Here is a 19,314-nt window from a genome sequence, read left to right as displayed (position 1 = left end):
GACTTCGTCGGCGCCTCATCCGCCCTCCTCCCCGCCGCCCCGCTCCGGGCCGCCCCGATCGGGCGAGATCTCCGGGATCCCCAGACGCAGCGTGGCCGCCGGCTTGCGGTACACGAGATCCTCCCGAAGGTGCACGAGCTCGAACGCGGTCGTGACGTTCAGGAGCGACTCGGAGTGGCCCAGCAGGAGGAACCCGCCGGACGAGAGGCGCTCGTAGAAGATGTCGATCACGCGGCGCCGCGACTCCTCGTCCAGATAGATGAGGACGTTGCGGCAAAAGATGACGTCCACGCGCCCGATCACCGCCGCCCGCGACGAGTCGAGCAGGTTCAGGTGGCCGAACTGGCAGAGCGCCCGCAGCTCGTCCACAACGTGGAACCCGTCCGGGCGCTCCACGAAGTAGCGCCGCTTGAGCTCGGGCGGCGTCGCGCGGAACGACGAGGCGCCGTACACCCCCCGGCGCGCCGCGATCACGCAGCGGCGGGAGATGTCGCTGCCGAAGATGCGGACCTCGCGGCGCTCCGCGGCGCCGGACTCCCGCGCGGCGATCGCGATCGAGTAGACCTCCTCGCCCGTCGAGCAGCCCGCGCTCCAGATGGACAGCCGGCCCTTGGCGCCCCCCGCCTTGACGATCATGGGCACGAGCTCGGTCATGAGCGCGCGCAGCTGGTAGTCCTCGCGGAAGAAATACGTCTCGTTGACCGTGATGAGCTCGAGCGCCTCGTCGAGCTCGGCGCGCCCGCGGCTGTGGAAGCGCAGGTACTCGTAATACTGCGCGAACGACGAGAGCCCGAGCTCGACGACCCGCTCGCGCAGCCGGCGCTCCATCGACGTGCGCGCCTCGGGCCCGAAGTGGAGCCCGCAGTGCTTGTTGAACAGGTCACGCAGCCTCTGGAACTCGTCAGGCAAGAGGCGGATCTCGTCGTCCCGCCGCCGGTTCACAGCACCTTCCCCGACGGCGGCCCGCCGGTCATCCCCGAGGGGGACGCCGGGGCCTCACCGCCGTCGATCGCCACGGGCGCGCTCGGCCGCTCCGCGGCGTCGCTCCAGGGAGGATCCGAGCGGAACGGCGCGCCCCCCTGCGCCGCGGCCGCGATGAGATCGGGCTCCCCCGACGCGCGCACCAGCCCGAGCAGCTCGCGCGCGCGCGCCCGCTCGTCGCTCGCGCGGTCCGAGAGCGACGCGTACAGGCGGCCCAGCGCGCGCGCCGCGGCGAGCCGGACCTCGCGCTCCTCGTCGGCCAGGGAGAGGCTCAGCACGTCGAGCGCAGAGACGCCCGCCGCCGCCGCGATCGCGGTCACGGCCGCGCGGCGCGCGCGCACGTCCCCCGCCGACGCGGCGCTCGTGAGGAACGCGATCTCCTCCGGCTCCGCGTCGCCGAGCGCCTCGATCACGATCGCCGCCGCGAGCTGGGTGTCCTCCGCCAGCGCGAGCCCGCGCGCGAGCTCGCGCGCCGTCTCGGGGTAGCGCTCCGTGAGCCCCGCGAGCGCGCTCTCCGCCGCGCGCGCCACCGGCAGCGAGATCGCGCGCGTCTGCGACACGATGAGCGGGAAGTCGACCGCGGCCCCGATCTTCGCGAGCCCGTAGAGCGCGCTGGTCGCCACGAGCGTCGAGGGACTCCGGACCGACCGCCGCACCGCGCCGAGCAGCTCGGCGAGCGTCGCGTCGATGTCGGGCCGCTCGCCGTCCAGCGCGCCCTCGCGCCCGCCCTGCTCCGCGATCGCCACGGCGCCGTCGAGGAGCGCGGCCGTCGCGTCGTCGACGCCCTCCCAGAGATCCGGGTCGGGATCGATGTGGCGCTCGAGGTAGGACAGCACCGAGGGCAGCGCCTCCGCGCCGAGCAGCCCCAGCGCGCGCTGCGCCGTCTCGACGAGCGCGGGCTCGATCATGGCCTGCACCGCGGCGTCGGCCGCGCCCGGGGCGCGCGCCATCGCCGCGAGCAAGAGCGCCTGGGCGCGCCCGCTCACCGGATCCGCGCCGAGGCCGCGCCACGACGGGGGCTCCGCGCCGCCCGAGCCCGGCGCGCCGGCGGCGGCCTGCACGAGGCGGGCGCCCACATCGGGCGGCGCCGCCCGGAGCGCGTCCACCGCGTGCGACGCGAGCGGCCCCTCGGCGAGCCGCGCGAGCGCCCGGACGAGCTGCGCGAACGCGCCGCCCCGCGCCGTCGCGAGCGCCGCGCAGAGCGCCCGCGGCGCCTCCGGGCTCTCCGCGAGCGCCGCGGCGACCAGCGCCGCCGGCCGGAGGATCGGGTCGTCGATGAGCGACGAGAGCACCCGCCACGGCACCGGCGCCTCGAGCCCGTTCAGCCCGTTCAGCGAGGTCAGCCGCACGAAGCGATCCCGATCGGCGAGCCGCTCGTACAGGATGTCCGTCACCCGCTCGCGCGCGATGAGCCCCATCCCGGCGATCGCCTCGATCGCGCTCTGCCGCAGGTTGTCGTCCTGCTCGGCGAGCGCCGCGTAGAGCGGGTCGAGCGCCGCCGGGTCGCGCGTGCGGCCGAGCGCGTCGACGACGAGCTTGCGCTCGTCCCCCGCGAGCGCGCCGAGCGCGTCGACGAGCGCCGGCGTGGCGTCTCGGCCGCAGTAGCCGAGCACCTCGATGGCCGCGTTCCTGAGGCCGACGTCCTCGCTCTTCTGAAGCGCGTCGAGGAGCGCCGCGACGAGGAGCTGCGGGGCGGACGGCCGCTCGCCCTCCGCGCCGGCGCCGGGTGAGGCCGGCCGCTCCCCCTCGGCGGCCTGCGCCGGCGCGGAGGCCGGCGCGGCCTGGATCAGCCGGTGGCAGGCGTAGGTCGCCTCCTTGCGGACGCGCCAGTCGGGATCGCCGAGCGCGCGGAGCAGCAGCGGCAACGCCTCGACGACGTCGGCCCTGCCGAGCCGCGCGGCCGCCTGGCGGCGCTCCTCGGCGTCGTCCGCGGAGAGCGCCGCGGCGATGACCGCGATCGGCATCGGCGTGCTCCGCACGCTGGGCGAGATGGACTCCGGCTCGGCCGGCCAGGAGCCCGCGTCGCCCGCGCGCGGGCCCTCGAACGGACCCAGATCGTCGAACGCGCGGCTCACGGGGCCTCCAGGAGGGCGCCCGACGCGGCGAGCGCGAGGGCGAGCTCGATGAAGCGCCCGACGTCGAGCACGAAGATCATCCGCTCGTCGTGGGTCGTCACCCCCGTGATGCCGCGCAGATCGCTGCTGCCGCCCACCGGCGGCGTCGGCCGGTAATCGCCGCTCGTCCCGAAGACCTCCGTCACCGCGTCGACCACGAGCCCCACCGTATGCGTCCCCACGTCGACAAGGATCCACTTGGTGCTGCGGGTCGGATCGACCGGAGGCAGCCCGAAGCGCACGCGGAGCTCGATGACCGGCACCACCTCGCCGCGGTGGTTCGCGACGCCGGCGACCTCGGGGGGCGTGTGCGGCAGCGTGGTCACCTCGAGCGGATTCACGATTTCGCGGACCCGCGTGATGTCGATCGCGTAGTGGACGTCGCCGACCACAAAGCCGACGAGGCTCTTCTGCGGGTCGGGACGGCTGCGCTCTCCAGTCAACGGCATCTGAGCCTCCGAGCGCCCGGGCTCTACGAGCCGCCCGGGCGCGGACGAATCGTCCGTTAGGACGCGAGTATGGCCTGCAGGTCGAGCAGGATGATGACGCGCGGCTGCGCCTCGCCCTGGGTGCCATCCGACGCGCTCGCCCCGTGCATGGGCCGGGCGATGCCGGCGATGTAGCCCGCCACGTCCCCCCCGAGCGCCGTCGCGGCGTGCTCGATCTCGGCGTCGGCGAGCCGGTAGACCTGCTGGACCTCGTCGACGAAGAGGCCGAGCGTCTCGCCGTTCGCCGCGTCGACGAGCAGGATGCGCGCCCGCCGCTGCGCCGCGCTCTCGTGCAGCCGCATCCGCCGCCGCAGATCGATGACGGTGACGAGCTGCCCGCGCACGCTGACGATGCCCATCGTCGAGTCCGGCGCGCGCGGCACCGGGGTGAGCGGGGGCGGCTTCAGGATCTCGCGCACGAGCGAGACGGGCGCGGCGTAGGTGTCGCCCGCGAGCGTGAACGCGAGGTACTCGGTCCGCGGGCCGCTCGCCTGCGCGCGCGAGTTCCGCTTCGAGACCGGTATCCGGGCGGGCCTTCGGGTGAGGTTAGCCATGGGTGCTCCGCGGATCGTTGCGCTGCCGGTCCCCGCCGTGGAGGATCTCCTCGATGAGCGCGGGGGCGTCGAGGACGAGCGCGATGCGCTGGTCGCCGAGCTCGGTGGCGCCGGAGAAGCCGCGCACCGAGGAGAGCGACGGGCCGAGCGCCTTGATCACGACGTCCTGCTGCCCGATGAGCGTGCTCACGACGAGGCCCAGCCTGCGCGCGCCGACCGACGCGACGACGATGTACTTGCGCTTGCTGCCCCCCTGGAGCCCGAGCGTCGCGCGGCCGCCGTCGCCCCGGCGCCCGCCGCCCACAGCGGCGCGCGCCGCCGAGCCGCCGCGCGCGCCGCCGAGCAGGCCGGCGATGCGCGCGCTGAGCTCCTCCTCCTCGTTCAGGCCGAAGAGCCGCGCCAGGTAGCAGAGCTGGAGCGTGCTGTTGCGCAGCGTGATCATCTCGCGGCCGTCGATCTGGCGCACCGTGGCCTCGTCGAGCGCGACCGCCTCCTGCACGTTGGTCAGCGGGATCGCGAACAGCCGGTCGGCGACCCGGACGATGAGCGCGCTGATGATCGCGAGCGTGATCGGCAGCGTGACCGTCATCTTGGTGCCGATGCCGGGCTCGCTGTGCACGTCGATGACGCCGCCGAGCTTGCTGATGTTCGTCTTCACGACGTCCATCCCGACGCCGCGCCCCGAGATCTCGCTGACGTCGGTCTTGGTCGAGATGCCCGGCTGGAAGATGAGGTTCAGCACCTCGCGGTAGCTCGTCGTCCGCGCGTCCTCCTGGGTCATGACGCCGCGGCGCAGGGCGGCGTCGAGCAGCTTGTCGACGTCGATGCCCTTGCCGTCGTCCTCGATCTCGATGACGACGTGGTTGCCCTTCTGGAAGGCGTTCAGCGCGATCGTGCCGACCGCCGGCTTGCCCACCGCCTCGCGCATGCTCTTCGACTCGATGCCGTGGTCGATGGCGTTGCGCATCATGTGCATGAGCGGGTCGCTGAGCTCCTCGACGATGAGCTTGTCGACCTCGGTCTCGGCGCCCGTGATGACGAGGTTCACGAGCTTGTCGGCGTCGCGGCTGATCTGGCGGACGACGCGCGCGAGCTTGTCGAAGACCTGCCCGAGCGGGACCATCCGGACCTCGAGGATGCCCGCCTGCATCTGGGCGAGGTGCCGGTCGAACGTCCGCTGGAGCCTGTGGAGATCGAGGGAGAGCTCGCGCTCGGTGGGCGCCGCGCGGAGCCGCTCGACGAGGCGGCCGAGCGCGGAGCGGACGAGGGCGAGCTCGCCGACGATGTTCATCAGCCGGTCGAGCTTGTGGATGTCGACCCGCACCGTCTGCGCGACGGAGCGGATCGAGCTGAGCTCCCCCTTGCGGTTGCGCGCGCTCGACGGCGGGCTCGCCGCCGACATCGAGCCGGTCAGGTCGACGGCCCGCGACACGCCGGTCGGCGCGCCGCCCCGGAGCGCCGCGGACATCGACGGCATGCCCGGCGGGGCGACCCGGCCGTGGCCGTTGTTGTTGCGCCGGGGGATCTCCTCGACGGCGGCGCCGGCCTGGTGCAGCGCGCGCTGGAGCTCCTCGAGCGGCGCGCGCGAGGCCATCAGGATGTCGAGCTCGATCGAGTCCTGGTCCGCGCCCGCGCCGGTCGGCAGGTAGGTGATGATCTCGCCGTACGGCTTCGCGGTGATCTTCAGGTCGTCGAGGGCCTGATCGATCGTGGCGAGGTGGAACTGCACGCGGAGCCGGAACAGGGTCATCCCGCTCGCGATGTTCGTGCGCAGCCGGTGCTCTTCGTACTCGGTGAGCACGGAGAGCAGCCCCGGATCGAGATCGTAGTTGTCGTCGGGGAGGCCGGCCGCGCTCGGGCCTGCGTCCTGGTGCAGCTGGCGCAGGAGGTCGTCGACCTCGGGCATCGGCGCGTCGCGCCCGTCCTTCTCGTTCTGGAGGATGCGCCCGTAGAGCTCGACGCTGCGGAACAGGAGGTCGAGGACCGACGCGCTGATCTCGATGCGCCCGAGGCGGAGGTTGTCGAGCAGCTCCTCGAGCTCGTGCGAGAGGGTGGCCATCCGGGTCGCGCCGAAGAGCCCGGCGAGCCCCTTCAGGGTGTGCACGGCGCGGAAGACGTCGTTGATGACGTCGGGGTCGACCTTGCTGGTCCGCACCGCCTCGTCGAGCGCGAGGAGGTCGCGCCCGAGCCCCTCGACGATCTCCTGCGCTTCCGAGAAGAACTCTTCGCGCGCCCGATCGCCGCTCTCGACCATCAGCCGCCGCCTCCCTCGCCGGAGCCGGGCTGCTTGGCGCGGGCCGCGGGCTCCTCCGCGCGCGGGGACGCAGCGGAGGCGCGATCGTCGACGCCGGCGGCGCCGTCAGCGGACGGCGAGGCGCCGGCCTGCGGCGCCTCGGCCCGCGCGTCGAGGCTCGCGACCACCGCGTCGCGCAGGGCCTCGGGCGTGAACGGCTTCGGGAGGAAGCGGTCGGCGCCGAGGCGGAGCCCGCGCTGGATGTCGCGTTCGGTCGCCTGCGTGGAGATGATGAGGATCGCGACGTGCCGGTAGCGGTCGCTCTGCCGGACGAAGCGGATCACCTCGAGCCCGTTGATGTCGGGCATGTTGATGTCGGTGATCACGAGGTCGAACGCGCCGCGCGGCAGGAGCCGGAGCGCGTCGAAGCCGTTCACGGCCTCCACGATGTCGACGTCGCCCGCGAGCCCAAGCACGCGGTCCTCCAGCGTCGAGCGGATGTACGCTCGCATTGCCGGCGAGTCCTCGACGATCAGGATGCGTGCCATGCGGCGACAGGGTAACGGAAATCGGCCCGGGGAGACCAACTCGCTGAGCGCCCGGAGGCGACGCGCGCGGTCTTCGAGGCGCGCGGGCCTATGTACGGCGGTCTCCCTCCCGGAGTAAACCAGCGCGAGCGCCTCCCTGCACGATCGGCGAGGCGGCCGCGCGGGCGGCGCCTCGGGGTGGGGCGCCGCCCGCCCCGCCGGCGCGGCCGCGCGGCCGTGCCCGCCCGGCGGGGCGGCCTCGGGGAGGAGCCGCCTGCGGCAGCGAATTGACATCGCGGCGTCCGATGCGCGCTAATCGCGCGCGTGAAAATCCTCCTTTGTTCTCCAGCGTTCCGGATCCTGCTCGCCGCCCTGTTCGCTCTGTCGAGCGTGGCGTGCGGCGGCGGGCTGCGGGTGACCCGGATCAACTCCGCCCAGAAGAAGCCGAACAACGTCTGGGTGTTCTTCAGCGTCGACGCCGGCGAGGACGAGCCGGTGGGCGGCCTCACGGCCGAGGACTTCGAGATCTACGAGGACGGCGAGATCGTCTCGAAGTTCGAGAGCAAGCAGACCATCCAGAACCCCGAGGTCGCGGCGGTCATGTACACGATGCTGCTCGTCGACATGAGCGGTAGCATCACCGAGGCGGGTCAGGCCGACGCCCTCGTCGACGCCGCGCAGTCGTTCAGCGATCGGGTGGGCAAGAGCCAGAAGGTCGGCGTCTACGCGTTCGACGGCGAGGTAAAGATCCACTCGGTCGTGCCGTTCACCGAGGCGCAGGGCTCGGTCGAGGGCGGGCTCGAGGGGCTCCGGAGCTACAAGCCGAAGGACCCGTCGACGAACCTCCACGGCGGCGTGGTGGAGGGCATCCGGGAGCTCAAGAAGCAGCTCGACAAGGACCGGCGCCCCCTCAAGTTCGGCACGCTCGTCGTCTTCTCGGACGGCACCGATCGCGCGAACCGCGTGAGCCGGGAGGACATGCTGAACGAGCTCAAGAAGGAAGACTACGAGAACTACCAGATCTTCGTCGTCGGCGTCGGCGCCGAGATCGAGAAGGCGCGGCTCGACGAGATCGGGCGCGACGGGACCGAGCTCGCGGCGGACCAGGCGAAGGTCAAGGAGTCGTTCGACAAGATCGCGGCGAAGATCGAGGCGCACATGAAGCGCTTCTACCTGCTCTCGTACTGCACGCCGGCGCGCGCGGGGGAGCACGAGGTGGAGATCAAGGCGATCCGGAAGGATCCGTCGGCCTCGGGGTCGCTCGCGTGGAAGTTCAACGCCGACGGGTTCGGGCCGCCGCCGGAGTGCGATCCCAACACCCCGCCGTCGTTCGAGCTGAAGGCGACCGTGCCCGCAGACGACGACGACGGCGGCGGAGCGGGCGGGAAGGCGAGCTTCAAGGCGAACGCCAACGTGAAGGTCGAGGCGAAGTGAGGTGCGCCGCGGCCGCGAGGGGCGGCCGCGACGCCGTTCCAGCGGCTCGCCGCGCCCCGCGGCGGGCCTGATCCAGCCAGGATCGAGCCTCCTCCCTCCCGTCGACGTTCACGCCTCGACGTTCACGCCTCGACGTTCATCCTCCTCTGCTCGACGCCGGCGCTTGCTGCGGCGTGGCGCGCGCTGCCATCAGGACCCGCCAGGCGGTGGCGCCGAGAAGGACGGCGCCGCCCACGGTCGACCAGATCCCGGGGCGCTCGCCGACGAGGAGGAGCGCCCAGACGGGGTTGAGCACCGGCTCCAGGAGCACCAGCAGCGAGGCCTCGACGGCCGGCGTGTGGCGCATGCCGCGGCTGAACAGGGCGGTCGCCACGCCGATCTGCACCGCGCCGAGGAACACGAGGAGCCCGAGGTCGACGAGCCCCGGGCGGGCCGCGCCGCCCAGGGCCATCGGCAGCGCGCCGAGCCACGCGAGGACGTTGCCCCAGACGAGCACCGCGGGGTTGTCGTCCGGAGCGGCGCGGAACCTCATGATGCACAGCGCGAACGCGAGCCCGGAGAGGAGCGCCAGGGCGTTGCCGAGGAGCTGCCCCGCCGAGAGCTGATCCAGAAAGAAGAGCGCGAGGCCCAGGATGAAGATGGGGGCCGCGACCCTCTCGCCGCGCGAGGGCCGCTCGCCCAGCAGCCAGGGGCTGAGCAAGAGGACGTACACGGGCGAGGTGGACTGCAGGAAGATCGCGTTCGCCGCCGTCGTCAGCTTGGTGGCCTGCACGAACAGCACCATGACGGCGGCGTAGATCGCCGCGACGCCGAGCGTGCGCCACGAGGGGAGGCGGCGCGCGCTCGGCATGGCCAGGCCCAGCGCGAGCGCCGCGATGAACGCGCGGGCCGAGGCGACCTGCCACCCGTCGAGGGAGATCAGCTTGATGGCCGCCCCTCCGGTGGACCAGAGGACCGCGGCGGCGAGGATCATCAGTCGAGAGCGGAGCATGGGCGACGAGGGCGGCGAGCCTAGCCGAACGGTCGACGAGGCGCGCAGGGGCAGATTACGCTGCTCCGCGATGCCACCCCGCCGCCCCGAGCGCGCCGACCGCGACATCGATCCTCGCTCCCGCCGCTCGGAGGAACGCGCCTCGCCCGGGTCGCCGACGTCGCGCGGCGCACGCCGCCGCGGGCGGCTCCTCTCGCTCGCCGTGGCGGCGCTCGTCTCGGCGGCCCGGCCCGCGCCGCTCGCGGCGCAGCCGAGCCGCGCCGAGCCGGCGAGCGAGGACCTCGCCGCGGCCCACGAGCGCTGGAGAGCGGCCGTCGAGAGAGACGATCTGGCCGAGGGCGCCGCCCTCGCCGACCGGTACTTTGCGCTGCTGGAGGGCACCTCCGGGCTCGACAACGAGCTCGCGCATTTCTACCTCGGCTACGGCGACTACGCGCGCGCCGAGGCGCTGCTGGTGCGGGGGCTGACGCGCGAGCAGCCCTCCTTCAACGACGAAGGGATGCTCTATGCCCGGCTCGCCAACGTCTACCTGGACTTCGGGGACCTCCAGAGCGCCGAGGAGCTCCTGAAGCGAGCCCAGCCGCTCCTCCAGGGCTGGGGCGAGTTCTATGCCGTCGACTCGCTCGCGCGGCTGTACCTGGAGCGACGCGCGCTGCGCTCCTTCGCGGAGGCGCTCGACAGGATGCGCGTGATCCTCAGGGAGGCCACCGGCGGCTCGGGGTGGGCCTACGCGATCCCGGATCTGCGCGCCGCGCAGCTCTCCTTGCGGCGCGGGCAGGTCGAGGAGGCCGAGCGGCGCCTCCTCGACCTTCGCCCGCGGCTCGAGCCCGCGCTCCCGGCGCAGAGCGCGGTGCGCGCCGATCTGCTGGAGGAGCTCGGCGTGCTCTTCACCCGCAAAGGCGATCCCGCGGCGGAGGCGCTGCTCCTCCAGGCGCTGGTGATCCGCGAGCGGGTCTTCGCGCCGGATCACCCGGCCATCGTCCGCGCGCTGGGGCACCTCGCGAACCTGTACGTCGCGCAGGGCCGGACCGCCGTCGCCGTGCGGACGCGCGAGCGGGCCGCCGGCCTCCAGGACCGGAGCGCCCGGGCCAACCTGGCGAGGGGCTCCGAGCGGCAGAAGCGCCTCTACATGGGCCTCGTCCAGCGCGACACCGACGCGACCCTCTCGCTGCACCTCCAGGATGCCCCGCGCGACCAGGCCGCGGCGCGGCTCGCCCTGCGGTCGATCCTCCGGCGCAAGGGGCTCGCGCTCGACGCCATCGCCGAGAGCTTCGCGTCGCTGCGGCAGAGCCTCGACGCCGAGGGCCGGGCGCTCCTCGGCGCCCTCACGCAGCTCGACGCGAAGCTGTCCACCGCGATCACGCGCGGCCCGATCGACGTCCCCGCCGAGGAGCACCAGCGCGAGGTGCAGCAGCTCGAGGCCGAGCGCCAGAGGCTCGAGTTCCAGCTCGCCGCGCGGACGCGCGCCGCGCGCCCGGCGGACGCGAAGCAGCCGCCGATCACCGTCGAGGGCGTGCAGGCGGCGATCCCCGACGGGGCGGCGCTCGTCGAGATCGTCCAGTACCGTCCCTATGACCCGTTCGGGCCGCCGGTGAGGCCCACGTGGGGCAAGCCTCGCTACGCGGCCTATGTCGTCGGGCGGCGCGGGGGCGTCACGGGGGTGGATCTCGGCGACGCCGCCGCCATCGACGCGGCGGCCGCGGAGCTCTCGCGGGACCTCTCGAACCCGGAGCGAGACCCCCGGGAGCGCGCGCGCCACCTCGACGCGCTCGTGATGCAGCCGATCCGGGGCGCCCTCGGCCCCGCGCGCTGGCTCCTCCTCAGCCCGGACGGCGCGCTGAACCTCGTGCCGTTCTCCGCGCTCGTCGACGAGGAGGGCGGCTATCTCATCGACCGCGCCTCCTTCACCTACCTGACCAGCGGGCGAGATCTGCTGCGCGCCGCGGGTGTCGTGGCGCCGCAGGCCGGAGCGCCACGTGGAAGCGTGCTGGTCATCGCCGACCCCGCGTTCGGCAGCCTCTCGGAGCTCGCGCCGGACGACGACGCCACGCGCGGGCTGCGCTCCGCCGAGCTGGCCGGGGCGCGCTTCCCGCCCCTGCCGGGCACGGAGCGCGAGGCGGAGGCGGTGCGGAGCGCGCTGGCCAGCGCGACGGTCCTGACCGGCCCGTCGGCCACCGAGGAGGCCCTCAAGCGGGCGCAGCGTCCGCGCGTGCTGCACATCGCGACGCACGGCTTCTTCCTCCCGGACCAGGGCTCCCCGGGCGAGCCGGCGAACACCCGCGGCGCCGAGATCGAGGGCCACGCTTTTCGCGAGAACCCGCTCCTGCGCTCGGGCCTGGCGCTGGCCGGGGCCAACGCGCGGCGGAGCAGCTCGGACGAGGACGACGGCATCCTGACCGCGCTCGAGATCTCCTCGCTGGACCTCCACGGGACCCAGCTCGTGGTGCTCTCGGCCTGCGAGACCGGCCTCGGCGAGGTGCCGCGCGGCGACGGGGTCTACGGGCTCCGCCGCGCGCTGCTGCTCGCCGGGGCGGAGACGCAGGTGATGAGCCTGTGGAAGGTCGGCGACATGGCGACGCGGGATCTCATGACGTCCTACTACGCGGCGCTCGCGCGCGGCGGAGGGCGCAGCGAGGCGCTGCGGTCGGCGCAGCTCCAGATCCGGCGTGAGCGCCCGCACCCGCACGCGTGGGCCGGCTTCATCACCTCCGGCGAGGGCGCCGCGCTCGACGGCAGGCGGGTCGCGCCGAGCTTCCCGCGTGCGGCGCCGGGCCCGCGCGGGTGCGCCTGCGCGGCCGGCGAGGAGGGCCCGAGCGCTCCGCCCGCGCTCGCCGCGCTCGCCGCGGCGCTCGTCCTGGTCGCGCGGAAGCGCTGGCCCCGCAGGGCTGGGAATTGGTAGACGTCGACGCCGGAGCCCACCCATCGCGGGCTCGTGGAGGTCTGCATGCGTCGATCGGCGATCGTTCTGGTGCTCCCCGCCCTGACCTGGGTGCTCTCTGCCTGCGGAGGCGCGCAGGCGCCCGAGCAGCCCGCCGCCAGGGAAGGCGAGGCCGAGATCTGCCCCACGGGCGATCCCAGCGTGCAGCCGTGCCCGGCGGGCTGCGTGTGGGACGAGAAGGTCCAGAAGTGCAACAAGGACCGCGGCATCATCGTGCACTACAACCCGGGCACGACGGCCCCCAAGCCGTGAAGTGATCACCCCCCGTCGAGCCACGCCGCCATCTCCGGCAGGAGGCCTCGCAGGAGGCCGATGACGCGCGGGCTCGACGCGCGCACCTCCCCGACGAGCCGCCGGCGCTCCGCCTCGAGCCTGGCGAGGACTTTCTCCACGCTCGGCGAGGCCCGCCACTTCGGTGTGCCGCACCACACTTCCTCGCGCTGCGATCCGGCTTCCTTTACCTACGCGCTCAAGCCGCCTTGACGGAGGCGACCCGTCGCTCTCTTCTTCTGCTGTGTCAGCGAGATCTTCCACGAGAGTGCATGTATGCAAGAACCGATGACCCGGGGCTCTCTGATACTCAATGCAGCAGCCTACTCGGACGTGCTGTGTGACGAGGCTGGGGTCCGCCGGGTTCGTCACGGGCTCTCTCAGGAGCTCAGGAGGGCGCTGGCCACCATGTCCAGCACGGCGTGGTACCCTCGCGCCTACTACGTCGAGGTGCTGCGCGGCATCGTCCAGGTCCACAACGAGCCATCGCAGAGCTACCTGGACGTCGTGAGGTGCGGCCGGACTGTCTTCGAGAAGGAAGCGAACACCTTGATGAAGCTGCTTCTCAGGGTGATGAACGCTCGGCTCTTCCTCCGGAAGTTCCCCGACTTCTGGGCGCAGGATATGGTCGGCGGGACGCTGCGAGTGGATTGCTCGCAGATCGATCGGAACGAGGCGACGCTGCTCGTGACCGAGGTCGCAGGGTTCGAGCACCTCGGACCGCTGTGCGTCGGCTTCGCCGGCCGTGCGCTGGAGCAGGTGACCGGCAAGCAGGTCGACGCGACCCAGACTGGCTGGTCGTTCGACCAGCCAGACGCTGATGAGGTCACGTTGCGCTTCTCGTGGTGAGCGCGCCGACGCGCCGGGGTGCGCGAGCGGTGACTGCCAGGCGGAGGAGGCGACAACCTCCCTGAGACATAGGGGGAGCGCCGCTCGCTTCGTGAGCGCCTCTCCGCCGCCGCGAAAACGCTATTTCGTTGGATGCGTGGCTGCCATTCCGGAATTCGCTCACGCTCGGCGCTTCCATTCGCGAGGATGTCGGCGGCCGTGGATCACTCCAACAATCACGATCGCGGCGGGCAGAATCCGGTAGAAGACCGCGTACGGGAAACGTTCGACGAGTACGCGCCGGACGTCTCGGTACAGCGGCGGGTACGCGAGCGGTGCGCTCCGGATGTGTTGGATGGCGTCGTCCAGCTCTCGTCGGAAGACGGCGCCAAGCCCAGACCGCTGCTCCTCGTATCAGCGGAAGGTCCCGAGGGCTTCGGCGCGAGCTTCGGCGAGGAGGACAACGCGGCTCATGCCCCGCCGGTCAGGTGCAGCGCCTGGTTCGGCGTGGCTGCCTGGCTGGCCCACGATGCTATTTGTCCCTTTCGGTGTCATTCACGCTTGGCCACTTCGATTCTGATAAACTCGGGCAGGTATGACGGCGTACAGTTTCTGGCGACATGGTCGTCCTTGTAGAGCCCTAATGCTTCCCCGAGCTTGATACATCTGGATCGAAATTCAGGCTCGTGAACACCAATCTGGCAAGCGCAGAAGTTCATTGCCCATTGAACCACGGGCTCAGCATCAGCCATATCGTTTTCCAGGGAGTCAAGCAGTTCTGCACTATTACCGGGAGGAGCTTGCCCGACCCAGCGCAAGCGCGCTTGGTGATACCAGAACCAGCGACGCAGAATCGGGGAAGAACCCTTCTCCCACGTCGCGATAAGGGAGACCAGTTTCTTGTCTTTGGCGAGCTGGTTTGCCAACAGCCAGTCAGCCAATTGGCTGCTTTCTTCCGCGTCATGCCGAAGCACATCCGATGCAAGCTGATCGATGACGTTTTCTGTGAGGAGCTTCTTATCGAAGATGAGGGTCGCGAGCAGACGAGGGTAGTATTCGCCCGTTGACCAAAGCTCCATTGCCAGGTCGTGGTCTTTCTTAATCTCTTTGCCACGCGTTCGCAGGTCGCCCAACATCACGTTTCCATTCGTGATCTCAGCGATAAGTTTCTTTGCTTTTGCCGATAACCCATTTGTCTACATCTCCTGTATTCGCCGAACGCCCTGCCAATCAGCCCGCGCGTGCGCCGCCGAGCGGAGCCCATCCGTTCCCGAACACCAGGTTGCACATCTTCGTGGCGTCGTCGTTGACGGGCATCTTGCCGGCCGTGAGTCGCCGGTCGCATGCCTGGATGATGTAGTCCCGGTTGCCCGTCGAGAGGATCAGCGTCATCTCGAATCCGCTTTTCTGATCTGGCGCATCCGCTCACCGTAGCACGTGGAACGTAGAGGATCCAAAGGGGGTCCTGCGGCGTTCCTGCGGCCAAGTACCATTCTGCCCCACGTGCCCGTTGACGTAATGCCGACACCCGGGAGAGGAGCCCCCTTGAACAGCGCGTCGTGGGGCGTGGTCGTCACAGCGCCCACCATGCCCGCGGTCGGGTCGCGTCGCTACGGAGATCGACAGGCTCCACCCCGTGCCGGCCGCCAACGAGCGGCACCGCATCGCTGCACATTCATGGCGGCTCCCGGGGTTCGGTCATCTCGGGTCGACGCCCGCCCAACGTTGAATTGACCTGCGGCGCGAAGCGCCGTCAGGTCCAATTCTGTGTTGGGCGGTGCCTGGTCGCACATCATGGGATCAGACATCCGAGAGCCGCCTCTTGCCGGGCTGAGAGCCGCCGCTCGCCGCAGCAGCGGTCGTGGTCGCGCCCTACCTCTCCGCCATGGCGCCGCCAGGTCCCGCCGGCTTTCGTCCCGCTGAATTCTCCGCGGAGCACGAGCGGCCCGTGTTTCGCTCGCAGCCGCCGGGATGCTCACCCAAGCGGAGTCTCGGCCGCTGTCGGCGCGTCCAAGGACCTCGCGGCCAGCGCCGCACGCCTACGCGCCTCGCCAACCGCATCAGACCGTGTTGTATGGCCTTGTTCAGGAGCACCTCGCGACCTACGTCGCGCACGCAGCGCGCACGTACGCGGCCCCGCTCCCGAAGTACGTTGTCGCCGCCTTCGATGGCTACCTCGCCTGTGGCGATCTCGCGCGAGGTTTCGTCCGATGTCACTGCGATGGCTGCGGTCACGATGTGCTCGTCGCCTTCTCATGCAAGCTCCGCGGCCCCTGCCCCAGCTGCGCCTCGCGCCGGATGTGCAATGAGGCGGCGACGCTCGTCGATCGTATCTTGCCCAACGTGCCCGTCAGGCAGTGGGTCATGTCGCTTCCGTTTGAGCTGCGTGCGCTTGCGGCCAAAAGGTCCGACGTCCTCGCGGCGATGGAGCGCATCTTCGCGGAGGAGATCGCCCGCGTGACCACGCGGCTCGCGAGCATCGCCGGCGCACGGACGGGCTCGGTCGGGTTCCCTCAGAGATTCGGCTCGAGCTTGAACGTTCACGTCCATTTTCACACGCTGGCAATCGACGGCGTTTTCGAGAAGACCGCCATGGGCGTGCGCTTCCACAATGCGCCGCCGCCTTCGAAGGACGATGTCAGTGAGGTGGCGCGACGGGTGCGCGAGCGTGCGCTTCTTTGGCTACGGCGCCGCGGTTACCTCGACGAGCGCGCGGCCGAGGAGCGCAGCAACGAGACCATCGAGCCCTCCGCGCTCGATGCGTGTACCCAGCTCGCACTCGCAGGTGGAGCGTATCTTGCGCGGCCTTTCGAGCACAAGGACAGTCCCGACGCGGCTTTCGAGCGCCGAGAGCGACGCTTCTCCGCGGCGTGCGACGGGTTCGACGTGCATTGCGCGGTGCGCATGGCAGCGGATGACGATCAGGGGCGCGAGAGGCTCGTGCGGTACTGCTCCCGCCCGGCCTTCGCACTCGATCGAATCGAGCTCCTGCCCGATGGGCGTATAGCGTACTTGCTGAAGACACCTCGGCGGGGACGCACTCACCGCGTCATGAGTCCAATGGAGTTCATGGCCCGGCTCGCGGCTTTGATTCCTCCGCCGAAGATCCCGCTTGTGAGATACCATGGCGTGTTCGCGCCTCGCTCGTCGTGGCGCTCTCTCGTGACACCCAAACCTCCGGCCCGCGCCGCGAAGTCTGAGCCGTGCGCGGGGCACGCGCCTCTGCCCGCCGCGCCCGCGCCCGCGACCGCATCGCCCGCGCCCGCGCCCGCGTCGCCGTGCGCTCCGCCGGCGCTCTCAGCGAGGTCACTCGCGCATGCCGAGCCCACGGTGCGAGTTGAGCCGACCCTGATCTCGGTCTTGCACTGGGGGCGGCTGCTCGAAGGGGAGTTGTTCGCAACGTCGCGCTACGTCGAGTGGGCCGTGCTCATGAAGCGTTCGTTCGGCTTCGATGCGCTCCGCTGCCCGAGATGCGAACGGAGGATGCGCGTGCTTTCCACGATCACCGACTCAGCGGTGGTGCGCCGCATCCTCGATCATCTGAACTTGCCCTCGCAGCCCCGAACGGCAGCCCCCGCGCGCGATCCAACGTGGGGACCGATGGCGTTCGGGTTCGACGCGGCGTAGGTGGGCACCCGGCCCGAGCCCGTCATGGCGAACGCACGTCGCGGTCGTCGAGCCAGAGCTGCACCCAATGCACGGCGCGCGGGCCCTGCGACGGGGCGAGCGGGTGTTTGATGCGCGATAGACGGCCCGCCCGGCGCCGTTCCCGCGGGGCTTGACACCGGCGAGAGTCCTATGGTTTCCTATCCGCTCGAGCCACGCGGCAGGCGCTCGTTCCTCTCGTCGAGGGCTACGTGAGCGACGTCTTCGAAGGCGTGTCGCAGCGCGATTTCGAGGGTTTTCTTGCGTGCCTGGAGCACGTGCTCCGAACCCTCCCGGCAACGACCGGGAGCCAGGAGGATGAGCCATGAAGCTGGTGATCTTTGGTGCGAATGGCCCCGTGGGCCTGCTGCTGGTCCGACAGGCACTCGACAAAGGGCACACGGTCACCGCCGTGACCCGCCGTGCGTCGAGCTTCCCCATTGCGGCGACGGAGCGGCTCACGGTGATGCAGGGCGACGTCCTTCGTCTCGAGGACGTCGAGCGCGCCGTCGCCGGACAAGACGCGGTGCTCTCGACGTTCGGCGTGCCGTTCACGCGCAAGCCCGTGACGGTCTACACCGAGGGCATCACGAACATCATCGCAGCGATGAAGGCTGCGGGGGTACGCCGCATCGTCGCGGTCACCTCTGGCGGAACCAGGCCGGGCATCGATTGGAAGGACGGGATCTTCTTCTCGATCGTGCTGAAGTCCTTCATCGGCAAGACGCTGTACGAGGACCAGCGGCGGATGGAGAACATCCTCATGTCGAGCGGCCTCGCTTGGACGATCGCGCGTCCCGCGCGGCTCGTCGACACGCCGCAGGTCACCCATTACCGCGTCGAGGAAGCGTACGTCGTGAAAGGAGGCTCGCGAACGTCGCGGCGCGACCTCGCCGACTTCATGCTCGAGCACGCATCCCGGCCCGACCAACTCGGCAAGGCCGTGGCGATCGGCACCTTCGACTGAGGATCCCGAGCACGACCGCCCTCAGAAGTCGAACATCTCCCGTCGGTCTCGATGAGCCGATCTTCTTCGAGGTGAAAGATCCGATCGTTCTGGATGCGACGCGGGCGCGGGAGCGTGGTCATGGTCGGCGGCCGAGCGATCAGACGTTCCCCTCTTTGCGCGCGGCCCTCTGCAACGCGTTGAACTTCTCGCGGTCGGTTCGGTACGGCTCGAGCCAGCGTGGTGTAGACAACAATCCACAGCCGAGTGAACTCGTTGGATCTGTTGGTTTTTGTAGGCGGATCAATGGATCCGTACTTTTTGGACGTTATGTCAACTGGCTGTTGTTGGCGTAAAATTCCTGACCGGTCGAAACCGCTCGGTGCGCGCCGGCCGCAAGGCCGAGGACGAGCAGCTCCTGAACCGGCCGGAGCGCGCCAGGCCGGCCGCTACCGATTTCACGCAGACCGATCCGTGGCGGGTCCTCCGGATCCTGGGCGAGCTCGTGGCCGGCTTCGACGCGCTCGCCGAGGTGGACGCCGCGGTGGCCGTCTTCGGTCGAGGGGAGCGGCGGCCGTCGGGCGCCGCTCCTGACGCCGCGCGGACGCGAGATCCAGGGCGAGCCCGGCGGCTCGCCGGGTCCGCCAGGTCGAGCTACGCGCTTCGCGCTGCGATCCGGCTTCTTTTACCTACGCGCTCGATGACGAGCGGTCGCCGGAAACAGTAGCGATTCTCATGGCTTCCGCCTGTTTCGCCGCCGAGGGCGACTCCGGTGTGGCCCAACGGGGCGCCCTCCGCCGTCGCGTCGTCGCGTCGCCCGCGGTTAAGGGCCCGCGGCATCACCGATCGGGGTCGGCGCCTGGCCTGGCGGCGCAGCGCCGCGGGATTCTCCTTCGCTCGCCGCCCTGTTGTCGGGCCCCTCGATGCGCTGCCGCCTGTTTCGGGATCGTGCCTGCGTGCCCGCACTCTGTCAGCCCAACGTCGCAATCAGCTGTGATGCGCGACATATCTACGCATTTCCCCATGTAGGCCGCGAACCATGGCACCCTATCTCCATATTCCCGAGGATACGTCGCGGCTCGTCATGGCCTATCTCCATGATCCCGCAGATAGGCTGTGACCTTCCGCGACCTATCCCCGTCATCCCGCAGATCGGCCGCCGCTGCGTAACTACGTATTCCCGTTGCCAGGTCTCGGACGGCGACGGCGTGTCGTCGCGCAAGATTCGCGCCGACGGCCGGGTACCCCGGGCGACCAGAGCCCGGTCGACCGTGGCGCGGCGGCACGAGAAGGAGCTCGCGGCTGGTCGCGGCGAGGTCGACCTGCCCCCACGCTCTTCTCCCAGGGCCGACGGTGGCCACGCGG

17 protein-coding genes and 2 pseudogenes are annotated in these 19,314 nt (G+C 70.9%); 8 read left to right on the top strand and 11 right to left on the bottom strand.

The annotated features are described in order from the left end of the window. Positions 1-15: 15 nt before the first annotated feature. The 6 genes from WMF39_RS08670 to WMF39_RS08645 are packed head-to-tail and all read right to left on the bottom strand — an operon-like array spanning position 16 to position 6,918. Entirely contained in the window at positions 16-942 is a 927-nt protein-coding gene (locus WMF39_RS08670) for a CheR family methyltransferase (RefSeq protein WP_437745075.1), read from the bottom strand. Beyond that, the gene (locus tag WMF39_RS08665) at positions 939-3,056 is read right to left on the bottom strand and encodes a HEAT repeat domain-containing protein (RefSeq protein ID WP_437745074.1); all 2,118 of its coding nucleotides are present in this window, start codon (positions 3,054-3,056) and stop codon (positions 939-941) included. Before WMF39_RS08665 ends, WMF39_RS08670 begins: the two co-directional genes overlap by 4 nt. After that, a complete protein-coding gene (locus WMF39_RS08660; protein ID WP_012234231.1) occupies positions 3,053-3,544 on the bottom strand; it encodes a chemotaxis protein CheW in 492 nt (163 codons plus the stop codon). The genes WMF39_RS08665 and WMF39_RS08660 overlap by 4 nt, the downstream gene beginning before the upstream one ends. A gap of 56 nt (positions 3,545-3,600) precedes the next feature. After that, positions 3,601-4,137 (bottom strand): chemotaxis protein CheW, encoded by a 537-nt coding sequence (locus WMF39_RS08655; RefSeq protein ID WP_012234230.1) that lies wholly within the window; start codon positions 4,135-4,137, stop codon positions 3,601-3,603. Beyond that, positions 4,130-6,391 (bottom strand): chemotaxis protein CheA, encoded by a 2,262-nt coding sequence (locus tag WMF39_RS08650; RefSeq protein ID WP_437745073.1) that lies wholly within the window; start codon positions 6,389-6,391, stop codon positions 4,130-4,132. Before WMF39_RS08650 ends, WMF39_RS08655 begins: the two co-directional genes overlap by 8 nt. After that, the gene (locus WMF39_RS08645) at positions 6,391-6,918 is read right to left on the bottom strand and encodes a response regulator (protein ID WP_437745072.1); all 528 of its coding nucleotides are present in this window, start codon (positions 6,916-6,918) and stop codon (positions 6,391-6,393) included. The genes WMF39_RS08650 and WMF39_RS08645 overlap by 1 nt, the downstream gene beginning before the upstream one ends. 303 nt (positions 6,919-7,221) lie before the next feature. Here WMF39_RS08645 and WMF39_RS08640 point away from each other — a divergent pair, with 303 nt between their 5' ends. Continuing rightward, positions 7,222-8,331: a VWA domain-containing protein gene (locus tag WMF39_RS08640; protein ID WP_437745071.1), complete on the top strand. Its 1,110-nt coding sequence runs from the start codon at positions 7,222-7,224 to the stop codon at positions 8,329-8,331. Positions 8,332-8,467: 136 nt separating this feature from the next. Here WMF39_RS08640 and WMF39_RS08635 read toward each other — a convergent pair whose 3' ends face one another. Beyond that, entirely contained in the window at positions 8,468-9,322 is an 855-nt protein-coding gene (locus tag WMF39_RS08635; protein WP_437745070.1) for a DMT family transporter, read from the bottom strand. Between the two features lie 70 nt (positions 9,323-9,392). On the opposite strand from WMF39_RS08635, the gene WMF39_RS08630 reads away from it, so the two are divergent. Both WMF39_RS08630 and WMF39_RS08625 read left to right on the top strand, forming a co-directional pair. Next, positions 9,393-12,221, top strand: coding sequence for a CHAT domain-containing protein (locus tag WMF39_RS08630; protein WP_437745069.1), 2,829 nt, complete (start codon positions 9,393-9,395; stop codon positions 12,219-12,221). Positions 12,222-12,266: 45 nt separating this feature from the next. After that, a complete protein-coding gene (locus WMF39_RS08625) occupies positions 12,267-12,512 on the top strand; it encodes a hypothetical protein (RefSeq protein ID WP_437745068.1) in 246 nt (81 codons plus the stop codon). Positions 12,513-12,517: 5 nt separating this feature from the next. Here WMF39_RS08625 and WMF39_RS08620 read toward each other — a convergent pair whose 3' ends face one another. Next, complete coding sequence (locus WMF39_RS08620) at positions 12,518-12,652, bottom strand: hypothetical protein (protein WP_437745067.1); 135 nt, start codon at positions 12,650-12,652, stop codon at positions 12,518-12,520. Between the two features lie 166 nt (positions 12,653-12,818). On the opposite strand from WMF39_RS08620, the gene WMF39_RS08615 reads away from it, so the two are divergent. Next, a complete protein-coding gene (locus tag WMF39_RS08615) occupies positions 12,819-13,379 on the top strand; it encodes a hypothetical protein (protein ID WP_437745066.1) in 561 nt (186 codons plus the stop codon). A gap of 159 nt (positions 13,380-13,538) precedes the next feature. Here WMF39_RS08615 and WMF39_RS08610 read toward each other — a convergent pair. The 3 genes and pseudogenes from WMF39_RS08610 to WMF39_RS08600 all read right to left on the bottom strand — a co-directional run. Continuing rightward, positions 13,539-13,730 (bottom strand): annotated as a pseudogene (locus WMF39_RS08610) (type II toxin-antitoxin system RelE/ParE family toxin); the annotation flags it as partial. Positions 13,731-13,909: 179 nt separating this feature from the next. Then, on the bottom strand, positions 13,910-14,494 hold the full coding sequence (locus tag WMF39_RS08605) for a DNA alkylation repair protein (RefSeq protein WP_437745065.1): 585 nt from the start codon (positions 14,492-14,494) through the stop codon (positions 13,910-13,912). Positions 14,495-14,588: 94 nt separating this feature from the next. Beyond that, complete coding sequence (locus tag WMF39_RS08600; RefSeq protein ID WP_437745064.1) at positions 14,589-14,750, bottom strand: hypothetical protein; 162 nt, start codon at positions 14,748-14,750, stop codon at positions 14,589-14,591. 579 nt (positions 14,751-15,329) lie between these two features. Here WMF39_RS08600 and WMF39_RS08595 point away from each other — a divergent pair. From WMF39_RS08595 to WMF39_RS08580, 4 genes and pseudogenes are all read left to right on the top strand, one after another. Then, positions 15,330-15,719: pseudogene (locus WMF39_RS08595) on the top strand (transposase zinc-binding domain-containing protein); the annotation flags it as partial. A 3-nt stretch (positions 15,720-15,722) separates the two neighbouring features. After that, positions 15,723-16,985: a transposase gene (locus WMF39_RS08590; RefSeq protein WP_437747957.1), complete on the top strand. Its 1,263-nt coding sequence runs from the start codon at positions 15,723-15,725 to the stop codon at positions 16,983-16,985. Positions 16,986-17,328: 343 nt separating this feature from the next. Further along, positions 17,329-17,970 (top strand): NAD(P)-dependent oxidoreductase, encoded by a 642-nt coding sequence (locus tag WMF39_RS08585; protein WP_437745063.1) that lies wholly within the window; start codon positions 17,329-17,331, stop codon positions 17,968-17,970. A 361-nt stretch (positions 17,971-18,331) separates the two neighbouring features. Then, positions 18,332-18,676 carry a hypothetical protein gene (locus WMF39_RS08580; RefSeq protein WP_437745062.1) on the top strand — a complete coding sequence of 115 codons (345 nt, stop codon included), beginning with the start codon at positions 18,332-18,334 and terminating at the stop codon, positions 18,674-18,676. Positions 18,677-19,314: the final 638 nt, after the last annotated feature.

It is taken from the genome of Sorangium sp. So ce1504 (assembly GCF_051521635.1).
Taxonomy (GTDB): Bacteria; Myxococcota_A; Polyangia; order Polyangiales; family Polyangiaceae; genus Sorangium; species Sorangium cellulosum_B.
The sequence above is the reverse complement of the archived record's forward strand: the minus strand, read 5'-3'. Positions and strand labels throughout refer to the sequence as shown.

What these genes read in the sequence shown, in the direction of transcription:
- WMF39_RS08615 (WP_437745066.1), top strand. Translation starts at nt 12,819, where the DNA reads ATGACCCGGGGCTCTCTGATACTCAATGCAGCAGCCTACTCGGACGTG.
- WMF39_RS08650 (WP_437745073.1), bottom strand. Translation starts at nt 6,391, where the DNA reads ATGGTCGAGAGCGGCGATCGGGCGCGCGAAGAGTTCTTCTCGGAAGCG.
- WMF39_RS08605 (WP_437745065.1), bottom strand. Translation starts at nt 14,494, where the DNA reads ATGTTGGGCGACCTGCGAACGCGTGGCAAAGAGATTAAGAAAGACCAC.
- WMF39_RS08585 (WP_437745063.1), top strand. Translation starts at nt 17,329, where the DNA reads ATGAAGCTGGTGATCTTTGGTGCGAATGGCCCCGTGGGCCTGCTGCTG.
- WMF39_RS08630 (WP_437745069.1), top strand. Translation starts at nt 9,393, where the DNA reads ATGCCACCCCGCCGCCCCGAGCGCGCCGACCGCGACATCGATCCTCGC.
- WMF39_RS08655 (WP_012234230.1), bottom strand. Translation starts at nt 4,137, where the DNA reads ATGGCTAACCTCACCCGAAGGCCCGCCCGGATACCGGTCTCGAAGCGG.
- WMF39_RS08600 (WP_437745064.1), bottom strand. Translation starts at nt 14,750, where the DNA reads ATGACGCTGATCCTCTCGACGGGCAACCGGGACTACATCATCCAGGCA.
- WMF39_RS08590 (WP_437747957.1), top strand. Translation starts at nt 15,723, where the DNA reads ATGTCGCTTCCGTTTGAGCTGCGTGCGCTTGCGGCCAAAAGGTCCGAC.
- WMF39_RS08635 (WP_437745070.1), bottom strand. Translation starts at nt 9,322, where the DNA reads ATGCTCCGCTCTCGACTGATGATCCTCGCCGCCGCGGTCCTCTGGTCC.
- WMF39_RS08625 (WP_437745068.1), top strand. Translation starts at nt 12,267, where the DNA reads ATGCGTCGATCGGCGATCGTTCTGGTGCTCCCCGCCCTGACCTGGGTG.
- WMF39_RS08660 (WP_012234231.1), bottom strand. Translation starts at nt 3,544, where the DNA reads ATGCCGTTGACTGGAGAGCGCAGCCGTCCCGACCCGCAGAAGAGCCTC.
- WMF39_RS08645 (WP_437745072.1), bottom strand. Translation starts at nt 6,918, where the DNA reads ATGGCACGCATCCTGATCGTCGAGGACTCGCCGGCAATGCGAGCGTAC.